The sequence below is a fragment of the Actinosynnema sp. NPDC023794 genome (assembly GCF_040639675.1).
In the GTDB taxonomy this organism is placed as follows: Bacteria; Actinomycetota; Actinomycetes; order Mycobacteriales; family Pseudonocardiaceae; genus Actinosynnema; species Actinosynnema luteola.
The window spans coordinates 181,006-202,747 of the sequence record NZ_JBFAFR010000012.1; the positions used below are offsets into that span (position 1 = coordinate 181,006).

8 protein-coding genes are annotated in these 21,742 nt (G+C 74.6%); 2 read left to right on the top strand and 6 right to left on the bottom strand.

Annotated elements, in window-relative coordinates; translation table 11 throughout:
• Window positions 1-2: 2 nt before the first annotated feature.
• Together AB0H12_RS24650 and AB0H12_RS24655 are read left to right on the top strand one after the other, a co-directional pair.
• Entirely contained in the window at window positions 3-8,966 is an 8,964-nt protein-coding gene (locus tag AB0H12_RS24650) for a type I polyketide synthase (protein ID WP_499625612.1), read from the top strand.
• Window positions 8,867-14,920, top strand: coding sequence for a thioester reductase domain-containing protein (locus tag AB0H12_RS24655; protein ID WP_499625687.1), 6,054 nt, complete (start codon window positions 8,867-8,869; stop codon window positions 14,918-14,920). Before AB0H12_RS24650 ends, AB0H12_RS24655 begins: the two co-directional genes overlap by 100 nt.
• 22 nt (window positions 14,921-14,942) lie before the next feature.
• Here the strand turns inward: AB0H12_RS24655 and AB0H12_RS24660 are convergent, their stop codons facing one another.
• From AB0H12_RS24660 to AB0H12_RS24685, 6 genes are all read right to left on the bottom strand, one after another.
• Entirely contained in the window at window positions 14,943-15,449 is a 507-nt protein-coding gene (locus AB0H12_RS24660) for an MOSC domain-containing protein (protein ID WP_499625614.1), read from the bottom strand.
• Window positions 15,446-15,949: a peptide-methionine (S)-S-oxide reductase MsrA gene (gene msrA, locus AB0H12_RS24665; protein ID WP_499625616.1), complete on the bottom strand. Its 504-nt coding sequence runs from the start codon at window positions 15,947-15,949 to the stop codon at window positions 15,446-15,448. The genes AB0H12_RS24660 and msrA overlap by 4 nt, the downstream gene beginning before the upstream one ends.
• 202 nt (window positions 15,950-16,151) lie before the next feature.
• On the bottom strand, window positions 16,152-17,780 hold the full coding sequence (locus AB0H12_RS24670) for a glucuronyl esterase domain-containing protein (RefSeq protein ID WP_499625617.1): 1,629 nt from the start codon (window positions 17,778-17,780) through the stop codon (window positions 16,152-16,154).
• Between the two features lie 201 nt (window positions 17,781-17,981).
• Entirely contained in the window at window positions 17,982-20,126 is a 2,145-nt protein-coding gene (locus tag AB0H12_RS24675; protein ID WP_499625619.1) for a hypothetical protein, read from the bottom strand.
• Window positions 20,089-20,874 (bottom strand): protein phosphatase 2C domain-containing protein, encoded by a 786-nt coding sequence (locus tag AB0H12_RS24680; protein WP_499625621.1) that lies wholly within the window; start codon window positions 20,872-20,874, stop codon window positions 20,089-20,091. The genes AB0H12_RS24675 and AB0H12_RS24680 overlap by 38 nt, the downstream gene beginning before the upstream one ends.
• An 8-nt stretch (window positions 20,875-20,882) precedes the next feature.
• Window positions 20,883-21,716, bottom strand: a complete 834-nt coding sequence (locus tag AB0H12_RS24685) for a vWA domain-containing protein (RefSeq protein WP_499625623.1) — start codon at window positions 21,714-21,716, stop codon at window positions 20,883-20,885.
• Window positions 21,717-21,742: the final 26 nt, after the last annotated feature.

Consider the following 21,742-nt stretch of genomic DNA (forward strand, 5'->3'; position numbering starts at 1 on the left):
ACGTGGCTGACGAGAACAAGCTCCGCGACTACCTCAAGCGGGCCATCGCCGACGCGCGGGACGCCCGCAGGCGGTTGAAGGAGGTCGAGGACCGCGACCACGAGCCGGTGGCGATCGTCGGCATGGCCTGCCGCTACCCCGGCGGCGTCAGCACGCCCGACGAGCTGTGGCGGCTGGTGGCGGAGGGGCGTGACGCGATCACGCCGTTCCCGACCAACCGCGGCTGGCCCGCCGACCTGCACGACCCCGACCCGGACCGGGTCGGCCGGTCCACCACCGGGCACGGCGGCTTCCTGCACGACGCCGACCGGTTCGACGCCGGGTTCTTCGGCCTGTCACCGCGCGAGGCGCTGGCCGTGGACCCGCAGCAGCGGCTGCTGCTGGAGACCACCTGGGAGACGGTGGAGGGCGCGGGCATCGACCCGGAATCGTTGCGCGGCAGCAAGACCGGCGTGTTCGTCGGCGTGATGTACAACGACTACGGCTCGCGGCCGAACCTGCCGCCCGACGACGTCGAGGGCTACCTGTTCAGCGGCAGCGCGGGCAGCATCGCGTCCGGTCGGCTGGCCTACACGTTCGGCCTGGAGGGCCCGACCGTCACCGTGGACACGGCGTGCTCGTCGTCGTTGGTCGCGGTGCACCTGGCGGCGAACGCGCTGCGCCGGGGCGAGTGCACGCTGGCGGTGGCGGGCGGCGCCACGGTGATGTCGACGCCGACCGCGTTCATCGAGTTCTCCCGGCTGCGCGGGCTGTCGGCGGACGGCCGCTGCAAGTCGTTCTCCGACCACGCCGACGGCACCGGCTGGGCCGAGGGCGTCGGCGTGCTGCTGCTGGAGCGGCTGTCCGACGCGCGCCGCAACGGCCACCGCGTGCTGGCGGTGATCCGGGGCAGCGCGGTGAACTCCGACGGCGCGTCCAACGGCCTGACCGCACCGAACGGCCCGGCGCAGGAACGCGTGATCCGGGCGGCGTTGTCGGCGGCCGGCCTGTCGCCGTCGGACGTGGACGTGGTGGAGGCGCACGGCACCGGGACGACGTTGGGCGACCCGATCGAGGCACGTGCGGTGCTGGCCACCTACGGCCGGGACCGCGAGCATCCGGTGTGGTTGGGGTCGCTGAAGTCGAACATCGGGCACGCCCAGGCCGCGGCCGGCGTCGGCGGGATCATCAAAGTGGCGCAGGCGATGCGGCACGGCATGATGCCCCGCACGCTGCACGCGGAGGAGCCCTCGAGCCACGTCGACTGGACGGCGGGCAAGGTCGGGCTGCTGACCGAGGCTCGCGAGTGGCCGCGCGGCGACCGGCCGCGGCGGGCCGGCGTGTCGTCGTTCGGGTTCGGCGGCACGAACGCGCACGTGGTGATCGAAGAGGCCGACGCCACGCCGGCCGAGGGCGTGCCGGAGGTCGTGACCGCCGGCGAACCGCCAGCGGGCGACGCGGTGTCGGTCGCGTCTTCGGAGGGCTCCGAGGGCGACCCGGGATCGCCGGCGCCGTTCGTGCTGTCCGGTCGCAGTCCCGAGGCGGTGGCGGAGCAGGCGCGGAGGTTGGCCGAGGCCGGGGCGGCCGGTCGGGACGCGGCGTTCACGGTGGCCACCCGCACGCCCATGCCGTACCGGGCGGCGGGCACCGACCTGGGCGACTTCCCGGCAGCCGTGATCCCGCCGCGCGGCAAGGTGGCGTTCGCGTTCACCGGGCAGGGCGCGCAGCGGGTCCGCATGGGGCTCGAGCTGGCCGAGGCGTACCCGGTGTTCGCCCGCGCGTTCGACGAGGTGTGCGAGCACCTGCCCGTGCGGGACGTCGTCGAGTCCGGCGTGGACCTCGACCTCACCGGCAACGCGCAGCCCGCCCTGTTCGCGGTCGAGGTGGCGTTGTTCCGGCTGGTGGAGTCGTGGGGCGTGCGCCCGGACTTCCTGGTCGGCCACTCGATCGGCGAACTCGCCGCCGCGCACGTGGCCGGTGTGCTGTCCCTCGCCGACGCCGCCGCGCTGGTCGCCGCGCGCGGCCGGCTGATGCAGGCGCTGCCGACCGGCGGCGCGATGGTCGCGGTCCGGGCCGCCGAGGACGAGCTGGACCTGCCCGAGGGCGTGGCGGTCGCCGCGGTCAACGGGCCGCGCTCGCTCGTCCTGTCCGGTGCGGAGGACGCCGTCCTCAAGGCCGCCGACGGGCTGCGCGGCAAGCGGCTCGCGGTCAGCCACGCGTTCCACTCGCCGTTGATGGAACCGATGCTCGACGAGTTCCGCGCGGTCGCCCGCACCCTGACCTACCACCAGCCGCGCATCCCCGTGGTGTCGACGGTGGCGGAAGGCTCCGACTGGACCGACCCCGAGTACTGGGTGCGGCAGGTCCGCGCCACGGTCCGCTTCCACGACGCCCTCGTCGCCCTGCGCGACCGCGACACGCGCACGGTGGTCGAGATCGGTCCGGACGCCGTCCTGAGCGGTCTCACCGCCGCCGCGTTGGACGACGTCAAGGCGGTGCCGATGCTGCGGGCCGGCCAGCCGGAACCGCTCACGGTCGCGAACGCGCTGGGCGAGCTGCACATGCGCGGCGTCGACCCGGACTGGGCGGCGGTGTTCCCCGGCGCGCGCAAGGTGCCACTGCCGACCTACGCGTTCCAGCGCAAGCGGTACTGGCTCGCGCCGTCCGCGAGCGGTGACGTGTCGGCGGCCGGCCTCACGTCGTCCGGGCACCCGCTGCTCGGCGCGACGGTCGAGCTGCCCGACGGCGCGACCGTGCAGACCGGCAAGCTGTCCCTGGCCACCCACCCGTGGCTGGGCGAGCACCGCGTGCACGGCACCGCCGTCGTGCCCGGCACGGCCCTGGTCGAGCTGGTCGGCGACGTCGCCGACCTGACCGTCACCTCCCCGCTGGTCGTCCCGGACACCGGCGCGGTGACCGTCCAGGTCGTGCGCACCGCGACCACCGTCGAGATCCACTCCCGCCGGGACGACGAGCCGTGGACCCGGCACGCCACCGGCACCCCCGACCCGGCCGACCACCCCGTGGACCACCTCGCCGAGTGGCCGCCCGCCGCACCCGAGGTCGCCGTCTCCTACGACGGCCTGGACCGGCACGGGTACGGCTACGGACCGACGTTCCAAGGCCTGCGCAAGGTGTGGCGCGCCGACGGCGAGATCTTCGCCGAGGTCACCGCGGACGTGCCGCCCGCCGGGTTCGCCGTGCACCCGGCGCTGTTCGACGCGGCGCTGCACCCGCTGCTGCCCGGCCTGGTCGAGGACGGTCCGGCCCGGTTGCCGTTCTCGTGGTCCGGCGTTCGGTTCCACAGCACCGCGGGCACGTCGTTGCGCGTCCGGATCACCCCGACCGGACCGGACTCGGTGGCCCTGCTGGTCACCGACAGCACGGGCACCCCGGTCGTCTCCGTCGCCGACCTCGTCCTGCGCCCGCTCACCGGCCCGGTCACCGGCACGGACCTGCTGTTCACCCCCACCCCCCGGTCCGCACCGGCCCACGTGGACCGCGTGTTCACCGTCGAGACCCCGAACGGCCCGGTGCCCGAGCAGGTCCAACACGTCACGCACCAGGTGCTGGCGGAACTGCGCGACTGGGCCGCCGGATCGGACGGCGTGCTGGGCGTGGCCGTCACCGACGACCTCGCGCACGCGGCCGTCGCCGGCCTCGTCCGCAGCGCGGCGGCCGAACACCCCGGCCGGTTCGTGCTGCTGCGCGACGGACAAGCCCTGGAACCCGTCCTCACCCCGGCCCCCCGCACCGGGCACGACGGCCCGGGCTGGGACACGGTCCTGGTCACGGGCGCGAGCGGTGCGCTCGGCGGCGCCGTCGCCCGGCACCTGGTCAGCCGGCACGGCGCGCGCAAGCTCGTGCTCCTCAGCCGCAGCGGCAAGGCGCCGGACGTCGAGGGCGCGGAGGTCGTGTCGGTGGCGTGCGACGCGGCCGACCGCGACGCCCTGGCCGCCGTGCTGGCCGAACACCCGGTCACGGCGGTCGTGCACGCGGCGGGCGTGGTGGCGGACGGCACGCTCGACTCGCTGACCCCCGACCAGGTCGACCGGGTGCTGCGGCCCAAGGTCGACGCCGCCTGGAACCTGCACGAGCTGGCCGGCGACGTCGAGGCGTTCGTGCTGTACTCGTCCATCGCGGGCGTCCTCGGCACGGCCGGGCAGGCGAACTACGCGGCGGGCAACACGTTCCTGGACGCGCTGGCCCGGCACCGGCATGCGCTCGGCCTGCCCGCGACGTCCCTGGCCTGGGGCCTGTGGGAGTCCGACAGCGCGATGTCCGGCGGTCTGTCCGACGTGGACCGCAAGCGGATCCGCCGGCTCGGGCTCAAGCCGATCGCGGTGGACGCGGCGCTGGCGGCGTTCGACGCCGCGCTGACCACCGGCGAACCGGTGCTCGCGGTGACCGGGCTGGACCGCGCCGCGTTGCGCGACGACCCGCACCCGGCGTTGCGGGAGCTGGCGCCGAAACGCCGTGCCGCGAGCAAGCCGAAGACCCTCCCCACCGACGTCCGAGCGCTGACGGACCTGGTCCGGTCGCACGTGGCGGCCGTGCTCGGGCACGCGGACCCGTCCGGCGTCGACGCGCGGCGGGCGTTCAGCGAGATGGGCTTCGACTCGCTGACGGCGGTCGAGCTGCGCAACCGGCTCGCCGAGGCCGTCGGGCGGCGGCTGCCCACGACGCTGGTGTTCGACCACCCCACGCCCGCCGCGCTGGCCGAGCACCTGGCGGGCGCGGTCAAGCCGGCCGAGGAGAAGGTGACGGCGGCCGACGAGCCGATCGCGATCGTCGGCATGGCGTGCCGCTACCCGGGTGGTGTGCGCACGCCCGAGGAGCTGTGGGAGCTGGTCGCCGAGGGGCGGGACGCGATCGGCGAGTTCCCGGTCAACCGGGGCTGGGACCTCGACCGGCTCTACCACCCCGACCCGCAGCACCCCGGCACGACCTACACCCGGCACGGCGGGTTCCTGCACGACGCCGACCTGTTCGACCCGGAGTTCTTCGGCATGTCCCCGCGCGAGGCGCTGGCGACCGACCCGCAGCAACGCCTGCTGCTGGAAACCGCCTGGGAGGCCCTGGAACGCGGCGGCATCGACCCGACCTCCGCGCGCGGCACGAGGACCGGCGTGTTCACCGGTCTGATGTACCACGACTACGGCACCGGCGGCGCGTTGCCGCCCGAGCTGGAGGGTTACCTGGTCGGCGGCACGTCCGGCAGCGTCGCGTCCGGCCGCGTGGCCTACGCGCTGGGCCTGGAGGGCCCGGCGATCACGGTCGACACGGCGTGCTCGTCGTCGCTGGTCGCGCTGCACCTCGCGGTCAGCGCGCTGCGGCGCGGTGAGTGCGACCTGGCGCTGGCGGGCGGTGCGACCGTGATGGCCACGCCGACCGCGTTCGTCGAGTTCTCGCGGCAACGCGGCCTGGCCCCGGACGGCCGCTGCAAGCCGTTCGCCGCGTCGGCCGACGGCACCGGCTGGGCCGAGGGCGTCGGCGTGCTGCTGGTGGAACGCCTGTCCGACGCCCGCCGCAACGGGCACCCGGTGCTGGCCGTGGTGCGCGGCACGGCGGTCAACTCCGACGGCGCGTCCAACGGCCTGACCGCCCCGAACGGTCCGGCGCAGCAACGCGTCATCCGGGCGGCGCTCGCCGCCGCCGGCCTGGAGCCGTCCGAAGTGGACCTGGTGGAGGCGCACGGCACCGGCACGACGCTGGGCGACCCGATCGAGGCCGAGGCGCTGCTGGCGGTGTACGGCGAGCGTGACCGGCCGTTGGCGCTGGGGTCGCTGAAGTCCAACATCGGCCACACCCAGGCCGCGGCGGGCGTCGGCGGGATCATCAAGGTGGTCGAGGCGATGCGGCACGGCGTGCTGCCGCAGACCTTGCACGTGGACGAGCCGTCGCCGCACGTGGACTGGTCGGCCGGCTCCGTGGAGCTGCTGACGCGGGCCCGCGAGTGGGTGGTGGACCGGCCGCGCCGGGCGGCGGTGTCGTCGTTCGGCATCAGCGGCACCAACGCGCACGTCGTGCTCGAACAAGCGCCGGCGGAGGACGAGGTCGAGCGGGTCGACGGGCCGGCGCCCGTGGTGGTGTCCGCCCGCACCCCGCAGGCGTTGGCCGATCAGCTGGCACGGCTGGCCGCGGCCGACGTCCCGGTCGCCGACCTGGCCCACACGCTCGGCACGGGTCGTGCGCTCCTGGAGCACCGGGCGGTGGTCGCGGCTGAAAGCCCGGCCGACCTGCGTGACGCCGTGACGTTGCCCCGCGTGCGCGACGGCCGGACGGCGTTCGTGTTCACCGGGCAGGGCGCGCAGCGGGTCCGCATGGGGCTCGAGCTGGCCGAGGCGTACCCGGTGTTCGCCCGCGCGTTCGACGAGGTGTGCGAGCACCTGCCGGTGCGTGAAGCGATCTCGTCCGGCGACGGGCTGCACGAGACCGGGACCGCGCAGCCCGCGTTGTTCGCGGTCGAGGTGGCGCTGTTCCGGCTGCTGGAGTCGTGGGGCGTGCGGCCGGACTTCGTCGCCGGGCACTCGATCGGCGAGATCGCCGCCGCGCACGTGGCCGGGGTGCTGTCGCTGGCGGACGCGGCGAAGCTGGTCGCGGCACGCGGCCGGCTGATGCAGGCGTTGCCGCGCGGTGGCGCGATGGTCGCCGTGCAGGCTGCCGAGGACGAGCTGGAGCTGCCCGAAGGCGTGGCGGTGGCCGCCGTGAACGGGCCGCGCTCGGTCGTGCTGTCCGGTGTCGAGGACACGGTCCTGGCCTGCGCGAAGCCGTTCAAGCACACCCGGCTCACGGTGAGCCACGCGTTCCACTCGCCGCTGATGGACCCGATGCTGGACGACTTCCGCGCGGTGGCGGAGGAGCTGACGTACCACCGGCCGGAGATCCCCGCGGTGTCGACCGTCGGTGACGACGCCGACTGGACCGACCCGTCGTACTGGGTGCGGCACGTCCGCGAGCCGGTGCGGTTCCACGACGCCGCACGCACCCTGCTCGACCGCGGCGTCACGACGTTCGTGGAGCTGGGCCCGGACGCGATCCTGACCGGTCTGCTCGCGGCCGTGCTGCCCGAGGGGCACGCCGCGCTGCCCGCGCTGCGGCGCGACCGCTCCGAGCGGCGCGCGGCCGTCGAGCTGTTCGCCCACCTGCACGCCCGGGGTGTGGCGGTGGACTGGTCGGCGTTCCCGGGACGGCGGACCGTGCTGCCGACGTACCCTTTCCAGCGCGAGCGGTACTGGCTGTCCGCCAAGCCGCGCACCACGAGCGGACACCCCGTGCTGGACGTGCCGGTGCACGTGGCCGACCGCGACGAGGTGCTGTTCACCGGCACCCTGACCGAGCCGCTGACCGGCGCGGGCGTCGCGGACCTGGTGTGGCACGCGGGCCGCGAGGTCGGGTTCCCGGTGGTGGACCTCGACGTCGCCGCGCTGCCCGGTGTCGGCCGGGTCCAGCTGAAGGTCGGCGAGCGGGCCGGCGACACCCGGCCGGTGAGCGTGCACGCGTGGCAGGACGGGTGGGTCGAGCAGGCCAGGGGCACGCTCACGGCCGGTCCGGCGGTCGACGCCGAGGTGGACCTGTCGCTGCTGGCGCGCGAGGACGTGGAACCCGCCGTGTGGCGCGGCCTGCGGGCCACCGCGCCGGGCACCGCCGTGCGCGTCGACGGCCCGGTGTTCCGCGACGAGCAGGGCAACGAGGTCGCCCGGGTCGACTCGGTCGAGTTCCGCGCGCTGAACGGCGTGCCGCTGTACGAGGTGGACTGGGTGCCGGTCGAGCTGCCGGGGGCGGACTCGACGCCGGACGTGATCCGGGTCGAAGCCGGCCCGGACCCGGTGGCCACCGCGCACACCGCGACCCGGCACGTGCTGGCCGAGCTGCGCGAACGTGCCACGGGCACGGGGCGGGCGGTCGTGCACACCCCCGACCCGGCCGATCCCGGGGTCGCGGCGGTGTGGGGCCTGGTGCGGGCCGCGCAGGTCGAGGCGCCGGACCGGATCGTGCTGGTCGGGGGTGACGGTGACGTGGCCGCCGCAGTGGCGTCCGGCGAGCCGCAGGTCGTGTTCCGCGACGGGCGGGCGTTCGCGCCCCGGCTGGTCCGGGTGACGGCGCAGGCCGTGCCCCTGCCGGCGGACGCGGTCGTGCACCGGCCGGAGCCGCCCGCGCGGGCCACCCTCGCCGGCCTCACCGACGACGTGCTCACCGACGCCCTGCGCGCGACCGCCGAGGAGGCCTGGCGGCTGCACGGCGAGACGTCCGGGCACCTGGTGCTCGCGGCCACCGTGGAGGGCTTCGGCGCGGCCGGTCACGCCCATTACGCGGCCGGGGTGGCGTTCATGGAAGCCCTGGCGCACCAGCGTGCCGCGCAAGGGCTGCCGGGCACGGCGGTGATCGGCGGGTCGAACCCGGTCGTCACCGATCGGCCCGCGGTGGTCGCCGCGCCGCTGTCCGAGCTGCCGCGCACCGCGTTGCTGCGCGACCTGGTCCGCGCGCCGCGGGTGCCGTTGGCCGAACGGCTGGCGTCCGCCGGCGACGGCGAGCGCGGCCGGGTCGTGGAGGAGGTCGTCCGCACCCAGGTGGCGGCCGTCCTCGGGCACGGCGACCCGCGCCGGGTGGACCTGGAGAAGCCGTTCAGCGACCTCGGCTTCGACTCGCTCACGGCCGTGGACCTGCGCAACCGGCTCACCGCCGAGACCGGCGTCGCGCTGGAGGCGACCCTGGTGTTCGACCACCCGACGCCCGCCGCGCTCACCGGCGTCCTGCTCGACCGCCTCACGCCCGACGAGGCCGCGCCGGTGCTGACCGAGCTGGACCGGCTGGAGGCGACGCTCGCCGAGGTGGACGACGAGCAGCGGCAGCAGGTGACCGTGCGGCTGCGGACCATCCTGTCCCGCTGGGCCGAGCCGGAACCGGCCGACGTGCGCACCGACTTCGACTCCACGGCCGAGCTGTTCGACTTCATCGACAACCAGCTCGGTCGCGCCGCGCGCTGACCACCCACGACATCGAGGAGAGTGCAGTGTCCAACGAGGAGCGGCTGGTCGAGTACCTGAAGTGGGTGACGGCGGACCTCCAGCAGGCCCGGCAGCGCATCGCCGAGCTGGAGACGCCCGAGCCGGTCGCGATCGTGGCGATGGCCTGCCGCTACCCCGGCGGCGTCACCTCGCCCGACGACCTGTGGCGGCTCGTCGCCGAGGGGCGGGACGGCATCACGCCGTGGCCGACCGACCGCGGCTGGGACGTCGACCGGCTCTACGACCCCGAACCGGGCGTGCCGGGCAAGACCTACACCCGGGAAGGCGGGTTCGTCGACCACGCCACCGAGTTCGACGCCGCGTTCTTCGGCATCTCGCCGCGCGAGGCGCTGGGCATGGACCCGCAGCAGCGCGTGCTGCTGGAGACCGCGTGGGAGCTGTTCGAACGGGCCGGCATCGACACGACCGCGTTGCGCGGCAGCCGCACGGGCGTGTTCGCGGGCGCGGGGGAGCAGAGCTACCTGGGCCTGGCCGGGCCGGAGGAGCTGGAGGGCTTCCTGATGACCGGCAAGCTGGGCAGCGTGGCGTCCGGGCGGATCGCCTACACGTTCGGCTTCGAGGGCCCGGCGGTCACCGTGGACACGGCGTGCTCGTCGTCGCTGGTGGCGCTGCACATGGCGGTGCGGTCGCTGCGGACGGGCGAGTCGACGTTGGCCGTGGCGGGCGGCTGCACGGTGTACGGCTCGCCCACCGGGTACGTCGACTTCTCGCGCCAGCGCGGTCTGGCGGCGGACGGCCGGTGCAAGTCGTTCGCCGCGGCGGCGGACGGCACCGGCTGGTCGGAAGGCGTCGGCCTGCTGCTGCTGGAGAAGCTGTCCGACGCCCGCCGCAACGGCCACCCCGTGCTGGCCGTGATCCGGGGCAGCGCGGTCAACCAGGACGGCGCGTCCAACGGCCTCACCGCCCCGAACGGCCCCGCGCAGGAACGCGTCATCCGCGCCGCCCTGGAAGACGCCCGACTGTCCACTTCGGACGTCGACCTGGTGGAGGCGCACGGCACCGGCACCCGGCTCGGCGACCCCATCGAGGCGCAGGCGTTGCTGGCCACCTACGGCCAGGGCCGTTCGACGCCCCTGCTGCTGGGATCGCTGAAGTCCAACATCGGGCACAGCGTGGCCGCGGCCGGCGTCGGCGGCGTGATCAAGGTGGTGCAGGCGATGCGGCACGGCGTCGCGCCGCGCACCCTGCACGTGGACGAGCCGACGCCCGTGGTCGACTGGTCGGCCGGCTCGGTGGAGCTGCTGCGCGAGGCCCGGCCGTGGCCGGAGGCCGACCGGCCCCGGCGGGCGGCGGTGTCGTCGTTCGGCGTCAGCGGCACCAACGCCCACGTGGTGCTGGAGCACGTGCCCCAGGAGCAGGCGCCGGCCGCCGAAGCCGACGGTGAGCTGCCGTTCCTGCTCTCGGCGCGGTCGGCCGAGGCGCTGCGGGCGCAGGCGGAACGGCTGCGTGCCTTCCTCGCCGACCGGCCCGACGTCTCACCGGTCGACGTCGCCTTCACCCTCGCCGCCGGCCGCACGGCCCTGGAACACCGGGGCGCGGTCGTGGCCCGTGACCGGGACGAGCTGCGGGCCGCGCTGGAGGCGTTCGACGGCGGTGCGTCCGTCCCGCAGCGGGGTCGGACCGCGTTCCTCTTCACCGGCCAAGGCGCGCAACGCCCCGGAATGGGTCGTGACCTGCACGAACGCTTCCCGGCGTTCCGGCAGGCGTTCGACGGGGTGTGCGCGCTGCTCGACCCGCACCTGCCCGCGCCGCTGAAGGACGTGGTGTTCGGCGACTCCGACCTGCTGCACCGGACCCGGTACACGCAGCCCGCGCTGTTCGCGTTCGAGGTGGCGTTGTTCCGGCTGCTGGAGGAGTGGGGTGTCCGGCCGGACCACGTGGCCGGCCACTCGCTCGGTGAGCTGACCGCCGCGCACGTCGCCGGCGTCTTCTCGCTGGAGGACGCGTGCACGCTGGTCGCGGCACGCGCCCGGCTGATCGGCGAGCTGCCGGAGGGCGGCGCGATGGTCGCCGTGGCCGCGCCCGCCGCGGAGGTCGAGCCGCTGCTGACGCCGCGGGTGGGGCTGGCCGCGGTGAACGGCCCGGCGTCCGTCGTGGTGTCCGGCGATGAGGACGCGGTGCTGGAGGTCGAGGCCGAGGTGCGGGCTCGCGGTCGCCGGACCAAGCGGCTCACGGTGAGCCACGCGTTCCACTCGCACCGGATGGAGCCCGCGCTGGAGGAGTTCCGCCGCGTCGCCGCGCGGATCACCTACCACGCGCCGGTGATCCCGATCGTGTCCAACGTGACCGGCGCGGCCGACGCCGACGTGACCTCGCCCGACTACTGGGTCCGGCACGTGCGCGAGGCGGTGCGGTTCGCCGACTGCGTGCGGACGCTGGCGGAGCAGGGTGTGACCACGTTCGTGGAGGTCGGTCCGGCCGCCGCGCTGACCCCGATGGTGCGTGAGACCGCGGACGCCGCCGCGGTGGCGTTGCAGCGGGACGGCCTGGTGGCCGCGTTGGGCGAGCTGCACGCGGCCGGCGTGCCGGTGGACTGGCGCGCGTTCTTCGCCGGGACGGGCGCGCGGCACGTGGAGCTGCCGACCTACCCGTTCCAGCGGCAGCGGTTCTGGGTCGAGCACCAGGAGTCGGTCGACGTCGCGGAACTGGGCGTGACGCGGGCGGACCACCCGCTGCTCGGTGCGGCGGTGCCGGTGGCGGGCGCGGACGAGGTCGTGTTCACGGGCAAGGTGTCCGTGCGCAGCCACCCGTGGCTGGAGCGGCACCGCGAGCACGGTTGCGTGGTGCTGCCGTCGTCGGCGTTGGTGGAGTTGGCGATCCGCGCCGGCGACGAGGTCGACCTGCCCCGGCTGGCGTCGATGGACGTCCTCGCGCCGATCGTCGTGCCGGACCGCGGCGGTGTGCTGGTCCAGGTGCGGGTCGCGAACGGGCAGCTGACCGTCCACACCAGGCTGGACGGCGACTGGGCGCTGAACGCCGCCGGCACCCTCGCCCCGGCCACCCGGCCCACCTGGCCGGACGACGCGGAGTGGACCGGGCTGGAAGCCGTCGCCCCCGACGGCTTCCGCCTGCACCCGTCGCTGCTGGACGCCGCCCTGCGGCTGGTCGGCGACGGCGACGCGGTGCACTGGCGTGATGTGGAGCTGCACGCCGTCGGCGCGTCGGACGTGCGGGCTCACGTGGACGGTGACCACGTCCTGCTCGCCGACCCGAGCGGGGCGCCGGTGGCCACGATCGGGTCGGTGCGCCTGCGCCCCACGGCCGCCGACGCCGTGGCGGACGCCCTGCTGCGCCCGCAGGACGCGCTGCTGGACGTGGCGTGGGAGCCGGTCGAGCTGCCGCCGTCCGACGTCACGCCGCGCGTCCTCCGGTGGCTGCCCGACGGCGACCTGCACGCCCGGGCCGCGTCCGCGCTGGCCGACCTGCGTGGTGACGCGCCGCTCGTGGCGGTGACCCGCGGCGCGATGCGTGACGTCACCGACGTGGACGGCGCGGCGCTGTGGGGGCTCGCGCGGTCGGCGCAGTCCGAGCAGCCGGGCCGGATCGTGCTCGTGGACGTCGACGACGACCCCGCGTCGGAGGCCGCTGTCCCGGCCGTCGTCGCGGCCGGCGTGCCGCAGGCGGTGGTGCGGCGCGGTGTCGTGCACGTGCCGAAGCTGCGGCGCGCGCAGGCCGGCCGGACGGCGTGGCCCGTCGACGGCGCGGTCCTGATCACCGGCGGCACCGGCACGCTCGGCGCGATGGTCGCCCGGCACCTGGCCCGGCGGGGCGTGCGGGAGCTGCTGCTCACCAGCCGTCGCGGTCCGGACTCGCCCGGCGCGGCGGACCTGCGCGACGAGCTGACGTCCCTGGGCGCGTCCGTCCGGATCGTCGCGTGCGACGCGGCCGATCGCGCTCAGCTCGAGGCTGCCATCGGCGACACCCGGCTGACGGGGGTCGTGCACACGGCAGGCGTCATCGACGACGCCCTGATCAGCGACCTGACCCCGGAACGGCTCGCCGCCGTGCTGCGGCCCAAGGCCGACGCCGCCCGGCACCTGCACGAGCTGACCCGCGGCCACGACCTGACCGCGTTCGTGCTGTTCTCGTCCATCGCCGGGGTCATCGGCGGCGCGGGCCAGGGCAACTACGCCGCCGCGAACGCCTACCTCGACGGCCTGGCCGCGCACCGCGCCGCGCTCGGCCTGCCCGCGACGTCGGTCGCCTGGGGCCTGTGGGCCGAGTCCAGCGGCATCACCAGCGGGCTGAGCGAGCTGGACCGGGCCCGGATCGCGCGCGCCGGCTTCCGGCCGGTGGAGACCGAGCAGGGTCTGGCGATGCTCGACGCCGCCGTGGCGTCGGGCGTGCCGGCCCTCGTGGGCGCGCCGCTGGACCTGGCCGCCCTGCGGGCCCGCCCGGACCAGGCGCCGCCGCTGCTGCGCACCCTGCTGCCGCCGGTCCGGCCGGTCGCGCGCACCGGCGCGCCCGTGCCGGACCTGGCCGAGCTGTCCGCGGACGAACGGCGGGCGGTGGTCGGCGAGCTGGTGCGGCGGGAGGTCGCGTCCGTGCTGGGCCTGTCCGGCGAGGTGGAGGACAAGCCGTTCTCCGACCTGGGCTTCGACTCCCTGCTGTCGGTCGAGCTGCGCAACCGGGTCGCTGCCGCCACCGGGCTGGCCCTGCCCGCCACCGTGGTGTTCGACCACCCGACGCCCGGTGCGCTGGCGGCGTTCCTGGCGGGCGCGGCCGGCGCGGCGGACGTCGACTACGACGAGGTGCTGGCCGATGACGTCCGGCCCGCCGAGCAGGTGGTGCGCACGGTCGACGCGCCGGAGAACGTGCTGCTCACGGGCGCGACCGGGTTCCTCGGGGCGTTCCTGCTGCGGGAGCTGCTGAAGGCGTCCGCGGCGACCGTGCACTGCCTGGTGCGCGCCGCCGACGAAACCGAGGGCCTGCGCAAGGTCGAGGCGAACCTGCGCTGGTACCGGCTGTGGGACGAGGTGGACGCGACCCGCCTGCGCGTGGTGCCCGGCGACCTGGCCCAACCCCGCCTCGGCCTGTCCGAGCAGACCTACGACCGGCTGGCCCGCGAGGTGGACGCGGTCTACCACGCGGGCGCGACGGTGAACTGGCTGCGGCCGTACGCCGAGCTGCGCGCGCCGAACGTGCACGGCACGCAGGAAGTGCTGCGCCTGGCCGCCCGGCACCGGACCGTGCCGGTGCACCACCTGTCCACCACCGGTGTGTTCGCCGGTGCGCGTGAACCGGGCGTGCCGCTGACCGTGGACGACCCGACGGGCCCGCCGGACGCGCTGCCCAGCGGCTACCTGCGCAGCAAGTGGGTGGCCGAGCAGCTGGTCGCCCAAGCGGCCGAGCGGGGGCTGCCGGTGCGCGTGTACCGGGTCGACCTGGTCTCCGGCGACCAGGTCAACGGCGCCTGCCAGACCCGGGACTTCGTGTGGCTGGCCACCAAGGGCCTGATCCAGGCGGGCGCGGTGCCCGCGGGCCTGGACGGCACGGTCCCGATGGTGCCGGTCGACTACGCGTCGGCCGCGGTGGTCAGGCTGTCGCGCGAGTCGGGCGGGGTGTTCCACCTCTACAACCCGGGTCGGGTGAGCTGGCGGGAGATCGTGGCCCGGCTGCGCGCCCGCGGCTACCGGCTGGAGGAGCGCGGGTGGGCGCGGTGGCGGCGGGACGTGCTGGCCGACCGCGACAACGCCCTGATCCCGCTGTTGGACGCGTTCGAGATGATGGTCGCCGACAACGCGGGCTTCTACCCGGCGGTGGACGTGTCGAAGACCGAGCAGGCGCTGGCGGGGACCTCCATCACCTGCCCGCCGATCACCGGCGACCTGGTCGACACCTACATCAGGTTCTTCGCCGAGACCGGCTACTACCCGCCGAGGCGGGAGCCGGCACTGGTCGCGGGCGCGTGAGGGGTACCGGCGACCCCGCTGGTCAACCGGTCAGGACTGCCGGGCCGAGGCGGAGCAGGCCGTCGTCCAGTGGGACGCACCGCTTGCCGCCGCGGCCACGCAGTGCCTTCAACGCGCCCGGCGCGATCACGGCGTTCATCCAGCCGCAGGGGTTGGCGGGCCGGTGGGTCTCGAACCGCACCGGCCCGTCGCCCGAGTCGAGGGTGAACACGGCGCCGCGGTCGAGTCCGTCCACGTCGAACCCGCGCAGCACGATGTTGCGCCGCACGACCAGCGGGCTCGGCGTGGCGTGCAGGCCGAGCCCCCCGGTGACGTGCTCCAGCGACTCGACGGCGAAGACCGTGACGGCGGCCGTTCGGTGTGCGGGCCGGTTGAAGTAGCGGTCGCCCACCAGACCGAGACCCGCCCGGACCACGACGTGGTCGCGCGAGACCGGCTCGGGGTCGTGCCGCGGCCCGTCGCCCGGCCGCCCCTCGTAGGCGTGCACGGGCGACACGTGCAGCGCCACGATCTCGACGGTCGTGCTCACCGCTCGCCGAGTTGCCACTCAGGTCGGACGTAGTGGCAGGTGTACCCGTTCGGGTAGCGCTCGAGGTAGTCCTGGTGCTCCGGCTCGGCCTCCCAGAAGTCGCCGGCCTGCGCCACCTCGGTGACGACCTTGCCCGGCCACTTGCCCGACGCGTCCACGTCGGCGATCGTCGCCTCCGCGATCCGCTTCTGCTCGTCGTCGGCGTAGAAGATCGCCGAGCGGTAGCTCGTGCCGATGTCGTTGCCCTGGCGGTCGCGCGTCGTCGGGTCGTGGATCTGGAAGAAGAACTCCAGGATCTGCCGGTAGCTCAGCTGGGCCGGGTCGAACACGATCTCGATCGCCTCGGCGTGGCTGCCGTGGTTGTGGTACGTCGCGTTCGGGACGTCGCCGCCGCTGTAGCCGACGCGGGTGGAGACGACGCCCGGGTGGCGGCGGAACAGGTCCTGCATGCCCCAGAAACACCCGCCCGCGAGAACGGCCTTCTCGGTCACGGTAGCCATGTGGCGCTCCACTCCTCAGTCCGAAATATCTCCACCAGCGTGAACGCTCCCGTGCCTCGCTGTCATCCCGGGGTGGCTGTGACCCGCGGCTCGGCGTGAACGGCCAGGTCTCCGCGTGAACGGCCAGGGCCCGGTGCGGAGGTCGCGAGCCTCCGCACCGGGCCCTGACCGACTGCGAGCAGGCGGGTCGACTGCCCGGCCGCTACCTGGCCGTGCAGGTCGGCGTCATCCCGGCGCCGTTCCCGGTGGCCTGGTAGCCGAACTCGGTCGACTGGCCCGCGGCGAGGTTGCCGTTGAAGCTGACGTTGGTGAAGTTCACCGCGCCGGTGTTGCCGCTGCGGTTGACGTTCCACGCGTTGGTCACCGTGGCGCCGGACGGCAGCGTCATGGCGACGGTCCAGCCGCTGACCGGCGAGGAGCCGGCGGTGACCTTCACCGTGGCCACGAAACCGCCGGTCCACTGGTTCAGCGACACCGTCGCGGTGCAGCCACCGGGCTGCGACGACGTCGTGGTGGTCGTCGTGGTCGTGGTCGTCGTGGTGTCGCCGGTGGTTGTGGTGGTGGTTGTGGTGGTGCTGGTGGGGCCGGTGTCGAGGGTGGGGGTGGTCCAGTCGCGCCATTGGGCGAGGTTGCCGGTGGCTTTGCTGTGCATCTGGATGACGCCGGTGTGGCTGCCGGTCTTGAGGAGGTACTTCTGGACGGTCTGGGTGATGTGGGTGCGCCATTCGGTGCGGTTGGCGCAGTGGTTGCCGTCGGTGACGTTGGAGTGGTAGGTGATGTTGGCGCCGGCGCCGAGGGCTTTGTAGACCTCGGCGCCGCCCAGGGCGGCGACGCTGGCGGAGCGGGGGCCGAGGTTGGCGATGTGGGGGTTGTCCATGATGAACAGCCCGCGCGGGGCGACCATCGCCACCAGCGAGTGGGTGTCGAGGGGTGTGGCGTTGGGGTTGGTGGTGTAGGGGCTGAAGGCGTCGCCGAACCAGGGTTGTTCGCCGTAGGCGCTGGCGAGGGTCTGGCCGCCTTCGGCGTTGACGGCGCGGTAGACGGGCAGGCCGGCGGTGCCGGACTCGATGGGCATGGTCAGGGCGACGCGTTGGTCGAACACGCCGGCGGCGAAGGCGCCCTTGCCGAAGCGGGAGCAGCCGGTGACGCCGACGTCGGCGCGCAGGACCGTGCCGCCGGAGGATTCGATGACGTCGATGACGCGGGACACGCCCCAGGCCCAGGCCATGAGCAGGCCGGTGGGGCTGGTGTTGCCGTACAGGGTGTAGAAGGCGCCCTGTTTGTTGCTGCGGGGGGTGCCCTCGCGGCCCACGGCGTAGGGGTCGAAGGTGACGGTCGCGGCGCCGGCGGCGCGGATGGCGGCGGTGTCGCCGCCGAACCCGCCGTAGACGATCACCACCGGGAACGGGCCCGTGCCCGACGGCAGCTGCACACCGGCCGAGAAGCTCGCGCTGCGGCCGTTGTGGGAGACGTTGACCGTGATGGTGCTGCCCGACACCGTCCCGGTCACCGACGCCGGTTTCGCGGGCTTGTCGCCGTAGACGTGCCGCTCGGCGAGTTCGCGGATCTCCGCGCGCCGGCACCGCCAGTCCGACCGCGACGTGATCCGCCGACCGTCGAGCTTCGTGAACGGATCCGGCAGGCGCGAGTTCGACGGGAACGACCCCGGCAGGCCGACCGGGCAGTCCGCGCCGTCGTCCTCCACACCCGCCAACGCCACCACATCACCCGCCGCGGCGTTCGCGGCCGTGGACCGCGCCACCGCCGTCACCGCCCCGGCCAACGCCAACACCGCGACCGCGAACACGAGCACCGCCGAACGGACTCTCACACGGCCTGAACTGATGATCACCAGGGCTCTCCTTTGAGACGAGGTGCAGACAGGAACACCGGACAACGATTCGCAGCGGCGACCTAAAGTTTCGAACAGTCGGCCGAAACGTGTCAATGAATCTCGGTGCTCCGCTTCAGTTCGCGGTCTCACTTGGCGAGCGCCGAACGTGGCAGCGGACCGTGGCGCGGTGGCGAGAAGTCAGTTCCGGCCGGTGAGGAGGAAGCGGAGGTACCGGCGGTAGGTGATGGGCCGGAACGCGTCGGCGCGCGTGACGCCCTCGGCGGCGGCCCGCTCGGCGCGTTCGAGGCGCACCGCGGCTTCGGCCACCGCCCGGTCGTGGTCCACGCGGGTGTGCGCGGTCGTGGTGTTGGCGGTCCTGATCTCGTCCGCGAGAGCGACTTGTGCGGCGCGCAGCTCGGCCCGCAGCTCACCGAACCGCGCCTCGGCCTCGGCCAGCACCTGCTGGTGCTCGGCGTCGAGCCGGGTCCGTTCCGCGGCGAACCGGATCCGGAGCGCCCGTTGCTCCACCGGGGTCAGCGTGGTGGGTCGACCGGCCTCGACCTCGGCGGTCCGCCGTTCCCGCCACTGGTCGATGAGCACCGCGGACACCTCGCCGACCCTCGCGGCGCTCACCGCGCGACCGTCGACCAGGACGAAGATCGCCACCCGGTCCAGACCGTCCGCCTCGTAGCGGACGCCGACGAAATCGGCCGCGGTGCGGATGCCGACGGCTTCGAGGTTGGCGATCTGCTTCGGCCCGACGCCCTCGACGCCGGCGGTCGCGAGGCGGAACTTCGCCAGTTCCGCGCGCAGGTGCGCCTTCTGCCGCCGGACCAGCAGCCGCTGCTCCTCCAGGTGCATCCGGGCCAAGGACCCCTGCCGGTCGCGGTCGATGCGGTCCAGGTGCTCCTTCACGGTCCGCTGGTGCGCGCGGAGGCGCTGGTCGTGCCACTGCTGCAGGCCCCGACGCCGCCGGTCCTGCTCCGCCTTGGCCTGTTCGGTCGCTTCGGCGACCTCCCGGGCGGCCCGGTCGACCCGCGCGGCCTGGGCGGCGGCGGCCAGGCGGGCGTCGGCGAGCCGCTTGCGCTCCGCCCGCGCGGCACGGGCCCGGGTGGACTCGGGCTGACGCCGGTAACCCGCCGCCGTGGCCGCCGCCCACGCCAGCACGGCGGACACGTCCGCGACCGCGAGCGCCTCGTCGACGAGGATCGCCGCCGGCACGCCGAACGGCAGCAGCACCGCCAGCACCCACGTCAGCGCGGCCAGGGCGGGTGTGCGACGGCCGAACCGCACCAAGGGCGCAGGCGCGGGCAGGTGCGGTTCGAGGCGTTCCGCCACCCACGCGGGCAAGCCGGGGCCGACCGGCTCCGGGTTCCCGAAATGCTCCACGCCGGATAGCTCCACGCCGCCGAGGCGTTCGAGCGGCGGTGGCGCGGCGCGGTGGTGGAGCAGGATCTCCTGGAAGCGTTCGGCGAGTCCCCGTAAGCGCGCGTCGGGGTGACCGGTGAGCGTGGCGAGCCGGAACGAGCCCGCCGGGTCGACGAAGTCGGACTCCGCGAGCAGCAGGTGCTCGGCGTCCTCGTCGCGCAGCTGCCGCCACAGCGAGGGATCGGTCGCCAGGGCCACGAGCGACAGGTAGACCACCCAGGACGAGAACCGGTCGACCTCCGGGCCGAACTCGGCCGCGGTGCGGTCGGGCGACTGGTAGTTGCGGTGCCCGGTCTCGACGGCGGGCAGCCCGGCGAGCGCGGGCACGTACACGCCGTCGTAGTCGACCAGCTTCATCGAGCTGTCGGCGGTGATCAGGAGGTTGCCGTGCTGGAGGTCGCCGTGCCCGACGCCCGCCGCGGCGAGCCGGTCGACCAGGTCCGCGAACCGCTCGGCGACGCGCGAGACGGCCGCGGAGTCGTCGACGTGCCGGTCGATCCAGCGCAGGAGGTTGACCCCCTCGATCCACTCCATCCGCAGCACCGGGCGCCAGACGCCCTCCACGAGGATGCCCCGGCCGAGGTAGTCGAAGCCGACCGTCCAGTCCTCGTCCAGGCGCGCCAGGTGCTCGCCGACGGCGCGGTAGCGGGCGGCCTGCTCCGGCGCCTCGCGGGTGAAGCACTTGATCGCGTACCGGGTGCCGTCGGCGGCCGTCACCGAGAAGACGCCGGCGAAGTTGCCGGAGATCGCGCGCGGGCGGCCCAACGCGTCGACCCGCACGTCGGCCCCGGCGAGGTCGGTGCCGCGGAAGCACAGCGCGGTGTCCTGCAACGCCTCGACGTAGGTCGCGCCCGACGGTAACGCGGGGGCGGGCTCGTCACCCGAGGTCGACGTGGACGACGGTGACATCGTCATCGCGCATCAGCCCCTCCGCCCGTGCGTTGGCCAGCCAGGCCGTGAACCCGTCGAGATCACTGGATCGCGTGAACTTCGCCAGCACCTGCCACGGTCGGTCGCCACGGTCGGCCGCCCGCAGGAACCAGGCGGCGAGCGCGTCCGTGCAGAGGAAGAACCCGTCACCGCGCTCCGCCGTGCCCGACACCGTCCGCACGTGCCGCGCCAGCAGCTCGTGGTCGCGGTTGAACGCGTTGACCAGGCCCGGCGCGTTGTCGAACGCCTCCGCCGACTCGATCGGGACCGCGCGCAGCAGCCGGTCGTCGCGGGTGTGGAACAGGCAGCTGTCACCCAACGCGGCGACATCCCACCGGGTCACCCCGGACGGATCGGTGTCGAACCGCGCGGCGAGCACCGTGGCGTGCGGGCCGCGGTCCAGCTTGGGCTGCTCGTACCACGCGATCGGGCGGTCGTCGGCCTCGCGCCCGGCCACGTAGTCCGCGAGCCACTCGCCCCACGCCTCGCCTGCGCGCACCAGCGCCGCGGCGAACCGGTCCACGTCCCGCAGCGCGCGGTCGTCTTCCCGCGCGGCGTCGGCGACGGTCCGCGTCAGCAGGTCGGCCCACTCACCCGCGAGCAGGCTCTCCGACGCGCCGTCGGCCACGGCCGCGAGCACGGGCCCGTCCGGGACCGCCACCACGTGGGCGGCGTCCTCGAACTCCCGCGGTGTGCTGCCGCGCTTGGGCACGCGGAGGGAAGAGGTGACCATGCCGCTGCTCAACGCAGGTCCGTCGCACGCGTCCCGATGTCCAGGAACTGCACGAGCGAGGTGATGTCGGCGTTGTAGACGAACCCGCGCGCCAGGTCGCCGGCCGGCACGCCCTGCTGGAGCGCGTAGAAGCGCATGTGGGGCGGCAGCAGGCTGGACATGCCGAACAGGGTGCGCGCGTAGGCGTCCGGCAGTGCGACATCGGTGTCGGGGAACGTCACCGGCACGGCGTTGGCCGCGGAGACGTGCAGGTTGAACAGCAGCGCCGCGCCGTCCGCGGTGACGTGCGTCTGCACGCCCCACGCGGCGCCGGCCGGGTCGCCGTCGGTGGACTCGCCGTCGGTCAGGTTCAGCACGATCGGCGGGAAGCTGTCCGGGTGCCGGGACACCCAGTCCGACACCAGCGACTCGGCCGAGGTCAGCGCGCGGCACATCGGCGTGGCGCCGTGGGCGACCGGGTCGACCCAGACCGGGAAGCGGGTCGTCGTCTCGACCAGCCCGCCCGCGCCGTCCGGTACCTTCTTCGTCCGCTTCTCCACCCGCGCGGGCTTCTCCGCGACCTGGCTGAGCGGCACGAGGTCGCGCCCCGCGAGCGGGCCGGTGAACGCGGAGCCGACCGCGTGCCCGTAGCCGATGACGGCGACGTGGAAGTAGTCGCGGACGCCCTCCTCCTTCGCGCACTTCACGCTGAGCTCGGCGAGCAGCCGGTTGATGGCGTCGGCGACCACGTCGGCCTTGCGCTGCTGCCCGCCGCCGATCGGGTCGTTCATCGACGCCGACTGGTCGACCAGGAACACGAAGCAGGACGGGTTGGCGCGGCTGATCTCGGCTGCGTAGGTCACGAAGGGTGTCCACCTCTCCCACGGGA

Bases quoted from the DNA above. Each gene is read 5' to 3' on its own strand.
- msrA (WP_499625616.1), bottom strand. From the start codon at position 15,949: ATGGCTACCGTGACCGAGAAGGCCGTTCTCGCGGGCGGGTGTTTCTGG.
- AB0H12_RS24675 (WP_499625619.1), bottom strand. From the start codon at position 20,126: ATGACGATGTCACCGTCGTCCACGTCGACCTCGGGTGACGAGCCCGCC.
- AB0H12_RS24680 (WP_499625621.1), bottom strand. From the start codon at position 20,874: ATGGTCACCTCTTCCCTCCGCGTGCCCAAGCGCGGCAGCACACCGCGG.